The sequence below is a fragment of the Microcystis sp. M113S1 genome (assembly GCF_020246945.1).
GTDB lineage: Bacteria > Cyanobacteriota > Cyanobacteriia > Cyanobacteriales > Microcystaceae > Microcystis.
On record NZ_JADBSA010000373.1, the window covers coordinates 1 to 14,834 of the forward strand.

14 protein-coding genes are annotated in these 14,834 nt (G+C 45.4%); 7 read left to right on the forward strand and 7 right to left on the reverse strand.

Features of this window, described 5'->3' with window-relative positions; all coding sequences use genetic code 11:
* From IM319_RS18795 to hslO, 3 genes are all read right to left on the reverse strand, one after another.
* On the reverse strand, positions 1-180 hold a 180-nt coding region (locus IM319_RS18795; RefSeq protein WP_287736560.1), incomplete at its 3' end, for a helix-turn-helix domain-containing protein.
* A gap of 143 nt (positions 181-323) precedes the next feature.
* Positions 324-2,279: a chromosome segregation ATPase gene (locus IM319_RS18800; protein ID WP_287736561.1), complete on the reverse strand. Its 1,956-nt coding sequence runs from the start codon at positions 2,277-2,279 to the stop codon at positions 324-326.
* A 64-nt stretch (positions 2,280-2,343) separates the two neighbouring features.
* Positions 2,344-3,258, reverse strand: coding sequence for an Hsp33 family molecular chaperone HslO (gene hslO / locus IM319_RS18805; RefSeq protein WP_286824540.1), 915 nt, complete (start codon positions 3,256-3,258; stop codon positions 2,344-2,346).
* Between the two features lie 84 nt (positions 3,259-3,342).
* Between hslO and IM319_RS18810 the strand changes: the two genes are divergently transcribed.
* Positions 3,343-3,735, forward strand: coding sequence for a hypothetical protein (locus IM319_RS18810; protein ID WP_287078690.1), 393 nt, complete (start codon positions 3,343-3,345; stop codon positions 3,733-3,735).
* 65 nt (positions 3,736-3,800) lie between these two features.
* Positions 3,801-5,237, forward strand: a complete 1,437-nt coding sequence (gene ffh / locus IM319_RS18815) for a signal recognition particle protein (protein ID WP_287736562.1) — start codon at positions 3,801-3,803, stop codon at positions 5,235-5,237.
* Positions 5,238-5,240: 3 nt separating this feature from the next.
* On the opposite strand, the gene thiL is transcribed toward ffh, so the two are convergent.
* Complete coding sequence (gene thiL, locus IM319_RS18820; protein ID WP_287736563.1) at positions 5,241-6,209, reverse strand: thiamine-phosphate kinase; 969 nt, start codon at positions 6,207-6,209, stop codon at positions 5,241-5,243.
* A gap of 493 nt (positions 6,210-6,702) precedes the next feature.
* Complete coding sequence (locus tag IM319_RS18825) at positions 6,703-7,374, reverse strand: MBL fold metallo-hydrolase (protein WP_287736564.1); 672 nt, start codon at positions 7,372-7,374, stop codon at positions 6,703-6,705.
* Between the two features lie 104 nt (positions 7,375-7,478).
* Here IM319_RS18825 and IM319_RS18830 point away from each other — a divergent pair, with 104 nt between their 5' ends.
* The 3 genes from IM319_RS18830 (at position 7,479) to cax (ending at position 10,869) form a co-directional block, all read left to right on the forward strand.
* Positions 7,479-8,963 carry a site-2 protease family protein gene (locus IM319_RS18830; RefSeq protein ID WP_287685992.1) on the forward strand — a complete coding sequence of 495 codons (1,485 nt, stop codon included), beginning with the start codon at positions 7,479-7,481 and terminating at the stop codon, positions 8,961-8,963.
* Between the two features lie 157 nt (positions 8,964-9,120).
* On the forward strand, positions 9,121-9,732 hold the full coding sequence (locus tag IM319_RS18835) for a YdcF family protein (RefSeq protein ID WP_287673117.1): 612 nt from the start codon (positions 9,121-9,123) through the stop codon (positions 9,730-9,732).
* Positions 9,733-9,780: 48 nt separating this feature from the next.
* Positions 9,781-10,869: a calcium/proton exchanger gene (gene cax, locus IM319_RS18840; protein ID WP_287673118.1), complete on the forward strand. Its 1,089-nt coding sequence runs from the start codon at positions 9,781-9,783 to the stop codon at positions 10,867-10,869.
* Positions 10,870-10,871: 2 nt separating this feature from the next.
* On the opposite strand, the gene rsmG is transcribed toward cax, so the two are convergent.
* Positions 10,872-11,549, reverse strand: coding sequence for a 16S rRNA (guanine(527)-N(7))-methyltransferase RsmG (gene rsmG, locus IM319_RS18845; RefSeq protein WP_287673119.1), 678 nt, complete (start codon positions 11,547-11,549; stop codon positions 10,872-10,874).
* Between the two features lie 91 nt (positions 11,550-11,640).
* On the reverse strand, positions 11,641-12,288 hold the full coding sequence (locus IM319_RS18850; RefSeq protein WP_287685993.1) for an ABC transporter ATP-binding protein: 648 nt from the start codon (positions 12,286-12,288) through the stop codon (positions 11,641-11,643).
* Between the two features lie 85 nt (positions 12,289-12,373).
* Between IM319_RS18850 and IM319_RS18855 the strand changes: the two genes are divergently transcribed.
* A complete protein-coding gene (locus IM319_RS18855; protein WP_287673121.1) occupies positions 12,374-13,288 on the forward strand; it encodes a Sll0314/Alr1548 family TPR repeat-containing protein in 915 nt (304 codons plus the stop codon).
* A 271-nt stretch (positions 13,289-13,559) separates the two neighbouring features.
* Positions 13,560-14,600 (forward strand): fatty acid desaturase, encoded by a 1,041-nt coding sequence (locus tag IM319_RS18860; protein ID WP_287736565.1) that lies wholly within the window; start codon positions 13,560-13,562, stop codon positions 14,598-14,600.
* Positions 14,601-14,834 lie beyond the last annotated feature (234 nt).

Genomic DNA, 14,834 nt, shown 5'->3' on the forward strand with positions numbered 1-14,834 from the left:
CCAATCGGTTAGCATTGAAGAAGTTTCAGCATATGCTACTCTTTCTTGCTTTTCGTACCATGCTTTTGTTCTGAGATGGAGAGCTTTATTGTAAACTAATCTTACACAGCCCAAAGTGCGCCGCAATAGCGACTCTTGTTCTGGTGTTGGGTAAAATCGAAACGAGTAGGCTTTTTCCATGTCTCACATTTAAGCATATATTCCGTAAATGTGCTAGTATTTAACGGTAAAGCCGTCGTAGAACGACGGGGTTTCAGACCCAAAATTTTCGATGAGGGACTTTTTTAGGGGCAATTCACCGGAAAAACAGCCCCTAAAACTGATTATTGACCCGGACTCGGTGTTTCTATCGGGGACTCCGGGGAGAGGGGAGTCGATTCAACTATTGGCGGTGGGGCCGGAGGTTGGAGAATATTGCGCCAGCCTTGTATTTGGGAGCGAGCCGAACTGTAAGCGGTACTTTCCGGGGATACGGATTCAGCCAGGCTAATAGCTTCCAGATAACGACCATTATTAGCTTGTTCCGTGGCTAAAGACAAAAGCTGATAACTCCAACGTTCCAGCAATTCAGTCCGTTGCACACCCGCATCGGTTTTAGTGGAAATATTGGTAACTAAAGCAATCGCCCGGGTTAAACCTTCTGCGGTTCCCGTCGCCGCTAATTGATTAGCCTGTTGGAGATTTTGACGAGCCCGCAACTCTCGGCGCCAACGACGGATATTTTGGGAAGCTTCCGAGGAAAGAGCGCGACCGGGGGGAATTTGATTGGCAGTTTCGATCGCCGTGCTATAGTCTTTGAGATTGGCCAAAGCTTGCGCCTGATCTAAAATGGGTTGATCCTCCATACGTTCAATCCGCCCTTGCCAGTCGCGAATTTCCCCTTGAGCATCTCGGTATAAGGCCCGATTCTTAGCGATTGCCTGGGCCTGAATAATAGCGTTACCCAGGGAATTAATATCGCCGGGGATAGCGATTTCCCGCGCCCGTTCTAAAATCGGCCGGTCTTCAATCAATTGTATTTGACGATTCCAAGAGCCAATTTCCTGCTGTGCTTGCGACCAGAGGGGATTATTACGGGGAACCTCGCCCGCTTTCGCGATAGCGGCGCTATACTGCTCGATCGTACCTGCTTGTGCTAAATCTCTAGCCTCGGACAGTATTCTTATATCCTGTACCTGTAACTGCCAGCGCTCCCTCATAGCTAGGGCCGTTTGATGGAGAGGTCGAGAAGCGTCGATTTGTTCTAGTCCCAGTATGCCAGCTTCCAATCCCTCCACCGTGCCGGCTTCCGCATCTAAGGCCGCTTCCGACAAGAGGGACCAATCGGTGACATCTTCTTTAATTTTGAGGTCTTTGGGGGTTTGGTTAGCCAAATCCCGGAGAGCTTGCCATTGCTTCCGCTCAATTAATCTTTCGGCGTATTCTTGTAGTTTATCCTCGGTTTTCCCGATTAATTTTTCTGCCTCCTGATAGGCATAACTGCTGGCTTGAATTTTTCTAGCTTCTTCGATGACTTTGAACCAATTGTCGAGACCGCCCCGGGCAAAGAGATTAAAGGCATTATCTAATTTACTGCTATCTTCCCGGGCGACGGTAATTTTAGCGAGCGCTTCATTATATTTAACCGTTGCCCAATATTCGTTATTTAAGTTCAATAAATCCACCGCTAGACGGAAAGATTGATTCCAGTTGGAAGCGCGGAGATTTTCCTCTAGTTTGCTTAATATCTCGTTGCCTTCCGTCCAAGTTCCTTGCCACTTAGCGATTCTTTCTTCAATAATTGCCGCTACTGCCATATTATTGGGGATTTGACGAGCTTTAGCGATTGCTTGCTGTAAATTTCCCGCTTGATAGTCTTTTTCAGCCAAATTCAGTATATCTCGCGCCCATTCTTCCACCTGTTGATTAACTTGCGATCGCAAGGGATGGTCATCGGGCAAAGCTTCCACTAGGGCAATTGCTTCGAGTAGGCCTGCCACGGTGCGACTATCGGCGGAAAGTTGAGCGCAGTAGAGACGCAGGGAGGCAGAAGCGATAGGCCAGAAGATTTTCGGGCAATTGGGCGACTTCTGCATATTTAATAACTGCCAAGTGGCGAGAAAGCCAACACCGCCAAAGACCACGACAAATAAAGCCGCCCAAACTTTCCAAGTGAAACGATGCTGGTATCGGTACCAAAAGAGAAAAAGAAAAGATTTAGTTTTCTCTGGCCAACGAGTCAGGGAGTCAATCGATTCTCGTTTGACTAGATTTTTGGTTAATTCTTTTCCTTTAAACATTCACGACTCCCTGACGGATATTTTTAGATAGATTTTACCTTAATGGCGCTCATTGCCCAACTTCTCAGCAAGATTCAGCTTGTAGAGACTCGACTAATTCGATTAATTGCGTCTCGTTGGCACTATACACTTCCTGGCAAAACTCACAGATGGCTTCCGCTTGTTTATCCTTTTCGATGATGTCTTTTAATTCATCGACCCCGAGGAATTTTAAAGCTCCTAAGGCCCGTTCAAAAGAACAATCACAATCAAAACGCAGCATCTGCACAGCCGGAAAAATTTCTAGACCCATATCTCCGAGAAGTTCCTGAAAAATATCTTCTAGTCCTTTTCCTGCCCGTAAAAGAGGCGTAAATCCCGTTAATTTTCGCAATCTCGACTCTAAACGAGCCACCAAGACCTCATCCCGGGACGCTTCTTTAGAGAGAACTTGTAATAAAATTCCCCCGGCAGCCGTTACTCCTGTGGTCGTACCGACAAAAACCCCCACTTGCAAAGCGGAGGGAATTTGTTCCGATTGGTCCAAGTAGTAGGCGATATCTTCCCCCACTTCCCCAGAAACTATCTCGACGATGCTTTCTTGAAGTTCATTTCTCTCCTCGCCTTTTTCTTCCCGTAAGACCCGCACATAACCCTTGTCACCCACGGCGCGACCCACATCTAATTTACCTTTAGCATTGGGGAGTAATTCCACCTGGGGACAGTCCACATAACCGCGCACCGTGCCATCGAGTCCGGCATCAACTAAAACACCGCCTAGGGGACCATCGCCTTTAATGCGAATATTGACCCTAGAACCGGGTTTTTTTAAACTGGAAGCCAAGAGTAAAGCCGATGCCATAGTGCGACCGAGAGCGGCGGTGGCTACGTTAGATAATTTATGTCTTTGGCGGGCTTCTTCGGTTAAACGAGTGGTAATCACTCCTACTACTCTAATTCCCCCATCGGCGGCCGTGGCGCGGATTAATTTATCTGCCATACTACTTACTGTTATCCTTGGAAAACGCTGTCCCGATTTTTAGTTATTCTTTAACTAACTTAACAAAAATTATCAGACAACAATATGTTCGGCAATTTTCAACAAAGTCAGCTGCGTATCGAAATCTCGGCCAGTGAACAGGCTATCCGGGATAGTTTGCTCAAAACTGCTCATCTCCGTCAATGGCTGTGGCCGCAAATGCTCTCGCCCAATCTACCCGATAAATTAGAGGCAGGCTTGACTTTTACCTCTTGGTTAGGTTTAATTCCCGTACAACATCAGGTTTTATTAGCTAATGACCAGTGTTTACGCTTGCTTTTGAGTCAAGGTATCGATGGCTATCACGAATGGTATTGGGGCGATGGTTGGTTACAATCGCGTTTAGAAGGCATTTCCCTCCTTCCCCTCAATCTCGGTCAAACTCTCAGTTTATTAAAATTACGACTATTTTTGAGCAATCAGAACTTAGGAGGGTAAGAGCGGCGGTCTTCAGCCCGACATTGAGATAAAATCGATCTAGTTAAAAATTTAATTCCGAAACTATGTTCGACGCACTGGCCGACCGCTTAGAAGACGCCTGGAAAAAATTACGAGGTCAAGATAAAATCTCCTCGGCCAATATACAAGAAACCCTCAAAGAAGTCCGGCGGGCTTTATTATCCGCAGATGTTAACCTACAGGTGGTCAAGGGATTTATTGCTGAGGTCGAGAAACAAGCCCTCGGCGCGGAAGTTATTTCTGGAGTCAATCCCGGCCAGCAATTTATCAAAATTGTCTATGATGAATTAGTTAAAATTATGGGGGAAAGCAACGTTCCCCTAGCCCAGGCCGATAAACCCCCCACCGTAATTTTAATGGCCGGGTTGCAAGGGACAGGAAAAACCACCGCCACCGCCAAATTAGCCCTATATCTCCGCAAACAGTCGAAAAGCTGCCTGATGGTGGCTACCGATGTTTACCGTCCAGCGGCCATTGACCAATTAATCACCCTCGGTAAACAGATAAATGTTCCCGTCTTCGAGATGGGTTCTCAGGCTAATCCCGTCGATATCGCCCGTCAAGGTGTGGAAAAAGCCAAAGAATTGGGCGTAGATACGGTTATCATCGACACCGCCGGTCGTTTGCAGATAGATACCCAGATGATGGGCGAACTAGCACAAATCAAGAAAATTGTCAAGGCCGACGACACTTTATTAGTGGTGGATGCGATGACCGGTCAAGAAGCGGCCAATCTCACCCACACTTTTCACCAACAAATCGGCATCACGGGGGCAATTCTCACCAAACTGGACGGTGATACTCGCGGTGGGGCTGCCCTATCAGTGCGGCAAATATCGGGACAACCGATTAAATTTGTTGGGGTTGGGGAAAAAGTCGAGGCTTTAGAGCCATTTTATCCCGATCGCCTTGCCAGTCGCATCCTCAATATGGGTGATGTCCTGACGCTAGTGGAAAAAGCTCAGGAACAGTTAGACCTAGAAGACGCGGCCAAAATGCAGGCCAAGATTTTAGAGGCCAAGTTTGATTTTAATGACTTCCTCAAACAGATGCGGCTGTTAAAAAATATGGGTTCCCTGGGGGGAGTCTTAAAATTAATCCCCGGTCTGGGCAAACTGAGCGGGACAGACATCGAAAAGGGCGAAAAAGAGTTAAAACGCACGGAAGCGATGATTAATTCCATGACCACGGAGGAACGCGCTGACCCCGATTTATTGGCTAAGTCTCCTAATCGTCGTCGTCGCATTGCCAAAGGTTCGGGACATCCGGAAACGGAAGTTACCAAACTAATTACTAATTTCACCAGAATGCGAACGATGATGCAACAGATGGGACGGGGACAAATGCCCGCTATGCCGGGGATGCCCGGGATGGGTGGCGGAATGTTTGGGGGTGGCAATCAACCGGGGTTCCGCGGTCAAGGTGGCAGCCCGAAAAAACCGAAGAAAATCAAGAAAAAGAAAGGTTTTGGCGATTTATAGAGGCTAAAAATGTTGAAATCCAGAGCTTAAACTTAGGTTTCTACCGTCGGCTAATTTTATCTCTTTCCCCGGGACAATTTGACCGATTATCGCCCCATCTTCCCCCACTTTCTCGAGCAATTCTCTGGCACTGTCCGGGGGCAAACACAAAACTAACTCAAAGTCTTCACCGCCGTATAAAGCCCATTCTAGAGCTTTTTTGGCTCCTACATATTCTTTCAGGGTTGGATGCAGGGGAATCCTCTCGATTTCAGCACCAACCCCACTACAGCGACAAATTTGCATGATGGCATCTGCTAACCCGTCACTGCTATCCATGCCGGCGATGGGAAATTGCTTGACAATTTTTTGTAAATGTGGTATGCAATCAAGTCTCGGTCGCGGGCGTTGATGAGCTTGGATTAATCGCTTTTTTTGGGCGGAATTTAAATTCCTACCGGTTTCAGGGTGGAAGAGTAACTCTAATCCAGCCCGCGATAAACCGTGATAACCAGTAATAACGATACTATCGCCAACTTTTGCATTAAAACGTCTAATCTCTTCATTTTTTGCCACTTGTCCCAGGGCGGTGATGCTGATGTTAATCTCCGTGGCCCGACAGAGATCGCCACCGACGATCGCCGTCTGATATACTTGCAGACAAGAGCTAAGACCCCGATAGAGTCCTTCTAGCCAATCGATGGCTAGATCGGGAGTTAAAGCCAATCCTACCGTAATTCCCAGGGGTTCTGCCCCCATAGCCGCTAAATCGGATAAATTAGCCGCCGCCGCTCGCCAGCCCACATCTTCGGGAGAGGTGGTAAGATCGCTAAAGTGGACGTTATTAACTAAAACATCAGTGGTGACGACGAGAGAATAACCATCTTTGAGGGATAAAATCGCCCCATCATCACCGATAATCTCCGCAGGACAATATTTTTGCAGAATCGGTAGCAATCCCTGTTCACCCAAATCTTTAACGGTTAAATTCATGATGTTTGAGAATTGAACGATGCAGCTTCTAAAAAGTCTTTAGTTAGAGCTTGCTGAATAATGGTAAAACCCTTTTAAAATAAGGCTTTTGAGTATAGGCTACATATCAGGAGAAGCACTCGTGGCGAGGGTCGTGACTCTTAAATTATTACAGATGTGTCAGCGGCTGCCTGTAAGCATCCCACCGAAAAACTAATGCGCTCCGGGGTTTGGGGGCGGCGCCACGCCCCCAACGGGGGGTTTGGGGGGTAGAACCCCCCAAAAGCTTGGATTGAGTGGCAAAATCGGAAGTAATACTAAATCCGTTGAGTATAGGCTACATATCAGGAGAGGCACTGACTGGAAAACGGAGAATAAATGATCAGTTTTTAATAACCGGATTTAGTACGACCAGATGAAAATCGGTAAAACCCTACACCCTACACCCCACACCCCACACCCTACACCCTACACCCTACACCCTACACCCCACGAGAAACTTTTTCAGCAGACCCTAGTTAAGAGAATTTGCGCTGATTTTTTCGTAGGCGCGATCGATAATTCCCCGACCGCGTAAAAAGCCGGTATTAGCTCCAGGACAAAGATAGGAGAGAGTTTCTGGGTTAAAACGGTCTAAAATGGCCTGTTGCGATCGCAATTGCCGCGGCCAGTGGAAAGTTTTCGCGGTCTGTAGGGGTTGCGGTTGACCTTGATTGTCGGGGAGAAGATGACGACCGGTAAATAAAACCCCCCCGTGACGTTGCCAGTAGAGACAGGAGGAACCGGGAGAATGGCCTGGAGTCCAAAAAGCGCTACAAGTGGGAGATAACTGGATTTGCTGCTGAAAAACGGTAATTTGACGGTGAGGAAGCAGATAAGCTTCCTGTTCCTGTAGAATAATCTCACAATTGAGCAAACTTTGCAGAAGAGCGCCCTGTTTCCCCTGACCCCCGCGATGGGTAAAAAATAGGTAACGGACTCCTTTTTCTAGGAGAAAATCCCGCTCGCTCTCCTCGCAGCTAGGACAATCCACCAGAATATTACCAGTATTTTCTACAATAAGATAAGAGGTTCCCCCTAGGGTTTCCCGATTAGGCGAGAAAGCGTATAAACCTTCTAGAATTAATCGAGGGGGTTTTGTGGTTTTGCTAACCTCTAAAGGAGACGATTCGGTTTCCGATCGCATGGTTTGCCTATCCAAATCACAATCAATGCGGTTTATAACTTAGCACAATCGTTGACCGGGCGGGCTGAAATTAGCCGCCTTTTACTCAAGAGAAAAGAGCCGATATGGAAATGTGGTTGTTATTAGGGATTCTGGGCGGTTTCACCTATTTTATCGTCAAGCGTAGCGTGGCCAAAATCACGACAACACCAATTTGGTTAATTTGGTTTGTCCTGATGACTCCGGCTCTAATTTGGACGGGCTGGATGTTAATCTATGGAGAGGATACCCCCATGCCGGCATTTTTGCTGATCGGTCCTTTTGTGATCTGTCCTTTTTTGTATTGGTGGTTAGTACAGAAGGGACGGGTTACTCCCCAAGAAAGTCCCCCATCACCACCGGAAACAGCGAATTTAGTCCTAGAAAATCTTGATAATCCTGCGGCTAAAAATAATTTAAAACCGATCACTGCCGAAGAGGAAAAATCCCTACGAGATTGTTTTCCTTGGGGGATTTATTATCTGCAAAATATCGATTATCGTCCCCAGGCAATTCTCTGTCGTGGCAAATTGCGAGCGGTTCCCGAAGAAGCTTATCAAGTGATTAAAAACAATGTGGAAAAGGTTTTTGGGGATCGCTTTTTATTGCTTTTCCAAGAAAGTTTTCAGGGACAACCTTTTTTCGCTCTTGTGACTAATCCCTGGCAGCAAAAAACAGAAACTATAGAAACTGAAAAAATTACTCGCCCCTTTCTTGCCCTGGGTTTATTGTTATTAACTCTCTTAACTACCACAGTCATCGGTGCGGGATTAAGTGGCATTACCTCTCAACAATTAGAAAATAATTCTAGTTTATTATTGCAAGGTTTCCCCTACAGTTTAGGCTTAATTGCTATTTTAGGACTGCACGAATTTAGCCATTATTTGACAGCAGTTAAATATAAAATTAAAACTACCTTGCCCTATTTTATCCCCATTCCTTTCTTCCTAGGCACCTTCGGGGCTTTTATTCAAATGCGATCCCCAGTCCCCACCCGCAAAGCTTTATTTGATGTGGCAGTGGCCGGTCCTTTGGGGGGTATAATTATCGCTATTCCTCTACTGTTTTGGGGATTGTCCCTCTCGGAAATAGTTCCCCTAACTAATCAAAGCAGTTTATTAAATTTTCAGGCCTTAAATCCGCAGTTTTCTTTGCTCTTGTCTATCGTAGCTAAACTAGCCCTCGGCAGTAATTTAATCGCCGGAAAAGCGATCAATTTACATCCTTTAGCGGTAGCTGGTTATGTGGGAATTATCGTTACAGCCCTAAATTTAATGCCCGTGGGTCAATTGGATGGTGGTCATATTGTTCACGCCATGTATGGGCAGAAAACCGCCATAATTATCGGTCAATTAACTCGATTATTCATGTTTATTTTAGCCCTAGTGCAGCCAGATTTTTTACTCTGGGCGATTATTCTTTTATTAATGCCAGTCAGCGATCAACCTGCATTAAATGATGTGACTGAATTGGATAATAAACGAGATTTATTAGGACTATTTTCCCTGGCTTTGTTATTAAGTATTTTGCTGCCCCTTCCCGAAGCGTTGGCCCGTTGGTGGGGGATGTAAGCGACCGCATCAATCAACCTGAGTTCTGGGAAAATTATCGGTCAGTTAGGGGATAAAATCCCTATCTCCCACGTCAATGTGAGTTCGATGACCCTCACCCTCGATCACTTTAACCCACAAAGCTGAAGGCTGACAACCGCTCACCGATCACTGTTATATGGTTCTCAAGGCTAATTCTCGGAGAAAAAAGCGAGTTTCTCTGAAAGCGAAGTTAGGCAAATCTAGGTTAAAATTGCTGGCTATTCCGCTAATTTTGGCGAGTTTAGGCTGGTTATACTACGATTTACGTCAGCAGTGGGCAAAACCGGAAGCGATTTTTGTTTTGGGAGGTCATGCCGATCGAGAACGTTTTGCGGCAAAATTAGCTAAGGAATATCCTGATCTACCGATTTGGGTGTCTTCCGGTAGTCCGCGACGATATGTGAGAAAGATTTTTAAAAAAGCGGGAATTCCCCCAGAACGTCTCCATCTCGATTACAATGCGCGAGATACTGTCACTAACTTTACTAGCCTAGCCGATCAACTGAAAGCCCAAGGTATTGATAGTGTCTATCTAGTCACTTCCGATAATCACATGAGAAGGGCGCGATTAGTGGGAGAAATTGTTTTTGGTAGTCGCGGAATTGTGATTAAACCGGTGACTGTTCCCTCCCAATCACCCCCCGAACCCCTAGAAAAGTCGCTCAGAGACGGTTTTAGGGCAATATTATGGATAATAACCGGTTCTACCGGGGAATTTTGGCTAAAATCCGATTCTAGTACCCATTAGTTCCCGACCCAATCAAAATAAAATTATCTTGACAAAATTACCCACTTTATGTTAAGCAAAAATACCATCTTCGCCATCTTATTGATTTTTGTGCCGCTATCGATCGCCGGTTCCCTGTTACACTGGGGCGGAACGGTAGTTTTTATCACCGCTTGTCTAGCCATTATCCCCCTAGCGGCCTACATGGGGGAAGCCACGGAAGCGATTGCGGTGGTGGTCGGGCCAAATATTGGCGGTTTGATGAATGCCACCTTTGGCAATGCCACAGAATTAATTCTCGCCTATGTCGCTTTGCGGGAAGGTTTTATCGATGTGGTAAAAGCGACGATTACTGGCTCAATTATCGGTAATTTACTCTTAGTTATGGGATTATCGATGTTTTTAGGCGGTTTACGCTTCAAAGAACAGGAATTTCAACCAATAACTGCCCGTTTAAATGCCTCGGCCATGAATTTAGCGGTGGTGGCGATTCTTTTACCCACTGCCGTGGAATTTACCTCCACGGGAGTCGGGGAAGCAGTCCTACAGCGTCTATCCGTGGCCGTGGCAGCGGTGTTAATTTTCGTCTATGGTTTAAGTCTCTTGTTTTCCATGAAAACCCACACCTATCTCTACGATGTCGGGGTTGCTGGTATCGAGGAGGAAAGCGCCACAGAAAACCCCGAAAAGCCGAAAGTCTGGTTTTGGTCTTTGATTTTATTGGTCGTTACTATCGCCGTGGCCGTAGAATCGGAGTTATTGGTGGCATCCCTAGAGGAGGCTACGGAACAGCTAGGTTTAACGGCGCTGTTTACCGGGGTGATTCTTTTGCCTATTATCGGTAATGCGGCCGAACACGCTACGGCTGTCACCGTCGCCCTTAAGAATAAAATGGATCTATCGGTATCTGTGGCCGTCGGTTCCAGTATGCAGATCGCCCTGTTTGTGGCTCCGGTTTTGGTTATCATGGGTTATATTATCGGTCAGCCCATGGATCTAAATTTTAATCCCTTTGAGTTGGTGGCAGTGGTTGTAGCGGTGTGGTTAGCTAATTCGATTAGTAGTGATGGGCGATCGAATTGGTTGGAAGGAATGTTACTCTTAGCTACCTATGCTATCCTCGCCTTGGCTTTCTTTTTTCATCCTCTCACGGCTTAAAGTTATCCCTTGCCGATATATAGACAATGACGGACGCTTTGGCTTAAGGGAGTGGTAAAACTGGCAATTTCGAGGATTTTACCGCCAGCTTTCCCTAGATTCTTCTCTAAACTCGAACTATCCTCCGATGACCACTGACCACGATAGAGAATAGCGATTCCGGTCTTTTTCAGGAAAGGCAAAGCATAGTTAACACAGATATCCACATTAGCTACCGCTCGCAAACAGACGATATCGTAAGCACAGTTATGTTTAGGGTTTTTCCCGACGATTTCCGCCCGACCTAAACGAGTTTTCGTGTTATTTAACTCTAATTTGTCAATAACTTCTTCAAGAAAATTAATCTTTTTTTGGGTGGAATCTAAGAGAGTCACCGACCAATGGGGATAGGCGATCGCAATTGGCACCCCCGGAAACCCGGCCCCGGTCCCCAAATCGATGACTGATAGAGATTTTGTCAATAGATCTGGCTGGGATTTTTGTAACCAAGCTAAACCCGATAAAGAATCCCAAAGATGTTTTTCCCAAAACTCCTCTGGTTGGGTAATTCGGGTGAGATTAAAACGTTGATTACCCTCTAAAATCAAGTCATAAAGTTGTTGAAATCGCGCTTGTATGGCCCCATCGGGTTGCCATTCTAGGGTTTCTTGCCAAAGGTCAAATAATTCGGGAAGGATCATTAATTCAGTAATCAGTAATCAGTCATCAGTTATCAGTCATCAGCATGAGGGTTTTGGGGAATTTCAACTAATACCCCAAAACCCTAAAACCTCAACTATCTGTTTTTTCACTTTTTAATTCCCGCAAATGTCCTTGTTCAATTTTCCAGTGACGGTCAGCAATGGGGAGTAATTCTCCGGCATCGTGACTAACTACTAATAAAGTCCAGTGTTGTTTGAGACTAGCGAGAAGTTTAGCCAATTGACGACGCATCGACCAATCTAAACCGGCCGTAGGTTCATCGAGAAGTAACAGATTAGGCTGCCGGATTAACTGGACAGCGAGGGATAAACGACGCTGTTGACCTCCACTAAGATTGTGGGGAGAAGTATCCAGAGGCATATTTTCTAATCCTACCTCCTTTAAGGCCGCCGTTAGGCGATCGCTTTTAATCTCCGGATGACCGAGACGCAACTCCTCAAGGATGGTTTTACCGCAAAAATGACGTTCAGGAAACTGAAAAACGATTCCTCCTAATTGTTGCAGGTGCAGGACCGTTAATTCTTGGTCGCGCCAGTGAATTGTCCCTGCTGTTTTATCGGCAAAGCCTGCTAGAATTTCCAAAAGAGTCGTTTTTCCGGAACCACTGGGGCCGACAATCAGACCTAATTCTTGGGGAGCTAATTCGAGATTAATCCCCTGTAAAATGGGATTGAGAGCAGCGGGAGGATGATAAACCACATCTTTGAGATAAAGCATTGAGAGGAAAATAACTGGAAATTAAGTCTAGAAACCCGTTTCTATTGTGACAGATTTTTTCATTCGCTCAAGGAGACTTTTGACCATGGTGCTGAGGTTAGGTTTAACGAAAAGAATGGCGATCGGTGCTTCGCTGGCTGTTATGGTAATGGTTAACTGGATTGGTCCTGGGTTAGCTGGAGATCCTTTCCGCAAAACCAATCCCCGACCGATTGGCGATAAGACCGAGGCCGCTTTTAACGCTATTTTTAAAGAAGGTAACTATCTAGAGGCAAAAAAATTAATTGTTGAGGCCACAGAAAAGGAACCCCAAGAACCTTTGTCCCATGCTATGCGCGCCTCTCTTGCTTTTACCGACCAGGATTGGAACACCCTAAAAACCTACTCCGAGAAAACTAAGGAAGCGGCCAAGCAAATGCAGGCCAGCGACCCCTTAAGGGGAAATTTGTATCTAGCGGTGGGGAGTTTTTTGGAGGGAACCTACGTTTTTCAAACCGAAGGAGCAGTATCGGCTATCCCCAGATTACAACAGGTGTTTCAGTATTTGGAAACCGCAGAAAAGGTTAATCCTACGGATCCAGAATTGAATCTGTTAAAGGGTTATATGGATTTGATTTTAGCGGTTAATCTACCCTTTTCTAGTCCCCAAGAGGCAATTCAACGGCTAGAAACCTACGGAAGTCCTGATTACTTGGTCGATCGAGGTATAGCTCTAGCTTACCGGGATTTAAAGCAGTACGATCAGGCTTTGCAGTTTATCGATAACGCTCTGAAAGCGACCCCCGATAATCCAGAATTAATGTATCTGAAAGGTCAAATCCTGAGAATTCAAGGCAATACGGATAAAAATACTGGCTCTTTGAAATTGGCCTTAGATTACTTTAATAATGCCCTGAAAAAACAGGAACAACTCCCCGAATCGGTCAAAAAACAGTTAAATCGCGAACACCGTAAGGTACAGGAGGAGATTAAATCCCTAGAAAGCACCGCTAATCGTTAAAAAAAAGCCTAAAAATAGTCAATATTTGGGGTTTTTATCAGTTATCAGCTTCTGAAGGCAAAAGGCAAGAGGCAAAAGGCAAATTTGGCCAAAACAGAAAATCTCCTCTTATGGTATATAAAGTAAAGGATTATTAAGCTTCGCGGAAGTTTATTAATTAAAGTTAAGAATATATTGACAAAAAAATTGGCTTGTGGTAGGGAGCAGAATTTAGCCGCACCTCCTAGCTGATTTCTTGTCAAGGGTTCACCTAAGTGTAATTGGAGATTTCATGACGGCAACGACGGATAAATTGCATGGGGAGTTGATCACCTCGATCGAGCCAGACTTTAAACTGAAAGATATTATTAAAAGCATTCCCAAAGAATATTTCCAGAAAGACCAGGTTAAAGCTTGGTTTGGAGTGATTACGAATATTTTGGCGGTCATGTCCGGTTATGCAATGCTAGTTTATTCTCCCTGGTATTTACTGCCTTTAGCTTGGATTTTCACTGGTACAGCTTTAACGGGATTCTTTGTGATTGCGCATGATTGCGGTCATCGGTCTTTTGCTAATCGACGCTGGGTTAATGATCTTGTCGGTCATATTTTCCTCTTACCGCTTATCTATCCCTTCCACTGCTGGCGTTTCCTGCACGATCGCCATCATACTAAAACTAACATGGTAACTATAGATAATGCTTGGGATCCGTGGGAATTAGAAGCTTTTAACTCAGCTAATCCCCTAGTGCGTCTCTTTTATCGCGGCATTCGCGGACGTTTCTGGTGGCTTGGTTCGATCGCCCACTGGGCTATTCTACACTTCAACATCGAACAATTCAAGGAGAACGAACGGGAAAAAGCGCGCTTTTCGATGATTGTCGTCCTAGTTTTTGCCGCTATTTTTTTCCCAACCCTCATTTTCTACACTGGTGTCTGGGGATTGGTTAAATTTTGGGTGGTACCTTGGTTTGTCTATCATTTTTGGATGAGTACCTTTACCCTTGTCCATCACACGGACCCGGATATTCAATTTTCCTATCCCGAAGACTGGAATCAAGCTTTAGCGCAACTAGAAGGGACAGTTCACTGTAGCTATCCCCGTTGGGTAGAAATTCTCTGTCACGATATTAATGTCCATATCCCCCATCATATCTCGACGGCGATTCCTTCCTATAACCTCCGCAAAGTTCACGCTAGTCTCAAAGAAAATTGGGGTAGTCACCTGAAAGAAACCGAGTTTTCTTGGGCATTAATGCAGCGAATCGTTGATTATTGCCATATTTTCGACTCCGAAACCGCCTACAAAACCTTTAAGGAAAGCCGCGGTTAAATCAGTTATCAGTTATCAGTGGGTAAGTTATCAGCTATCAGATTTGAGTTTGAAGTGACAGTATTAAATAGGGTCTGGTGAAAAAGTTTTTCTTGGGGGTTGGGGGTTGGGGGATGGGGGATGGGTTTTACCGATTTTCAGGTGGTCAACTACCTAATTTTCAGGGAAAAAGTACCTGAATTTTCCCCCTGATCACTCCCAGGCCTGGTACTTTTTGATTGACAAAAAGTCTAA

Excerpts from the sequence above, each read along its gene's own strand:
- IM319_RS18825 (WP_287736564.1), bottom strand. The coding sequence starts at position 7,374 with ATGCGATCGGAAACCGAATCGTCTCCTTTAGAGGTTAGCAAAACCACA.
- thiL (WP_287736563.1), bottom strand. The coding sequence starts at position 6,209 with ATGAATTTAACCGTTAAAGATTTGGGTGAACAGGGATTGCTACCGATT.
- ffh (WP_287736562.1), top strand. The coding sequence starts at position 3,801 with ATGTTCGACGCACTGGCCGACCGCTTAGAAGACGCCTGGAAAAAATTA.
- IM319_RS18855 (WP_287673121.1), top strand. The coding sequence starts at position 12,374 with ATGGTGCTGAGGTTAGGTTTAACGAAAAGAATGGCGATCGGTGCTTCG.
- IM319_RS18810 (WP_287078690.1), top strand. The coding sequence starts at position 3,343 with ATGTTCGGCAATTTTCAACAAAGTCAGCTGCGTATCGAAATCTCGGCC.
- IM319_RS18800 (WP_287736561.1), bottom strand. The coding sequence starts at position 2,279 with ATGTTTAAAGGAAAAGAATTAACCAAAAATCTAGTCAAACGAGAATCG.
- rsmG (WP_287673119.1), bottom strand. The coding sequence starts at position 11,549 with ATGATCCTTCCCGAATTATTTGACCTTTGGCAAGAAACCCTAGAATGG.
- IM319_RS18860 (WP_287736565.1), top strand. The coding sequence starts at position 13,560 with ATGACGGCAACGACGGATAAATTGCATGGGGAGTTGATCACCTCGATC.
- IM319_RS18830 (WP_287685992.1), top strand. The coding sequence starts at position 7,479 with ATGGAAATGTGGTTGTTATTAGGGATTCTGGGCGGTTTCACCTATTTT.
- hslO (WP_286824540.1), bottom strand. The coding sequence starts at position 3,258 with ATGGCAGATAAATTAATCCGCGCCACGGCCGCCGATGGGGGAATTAGA.
- cax (WP_287673118.1), top strand. The coding sequence starts at position 9,781 with ATGTTAAGCAAAAATACCATCTTCGCCATCTTATTGATTTTTGTGCCG.
- IM319_RS18835 (WP_287673117.1), top strand. The coding sequence starts at position 9,121 with ATGGTTCTCAAGGCTAATTCTCGGAGAAAAAAGCGAGTTTCTCTGAAA.
- IM319_RS18850 (WP_287685993.1), bottom strand. The coding sequence starts at position 12,288 with ATGCTTTATCTCAAAGATGTGGTTTATCATCCTCCCGCTGCTCTCAAT.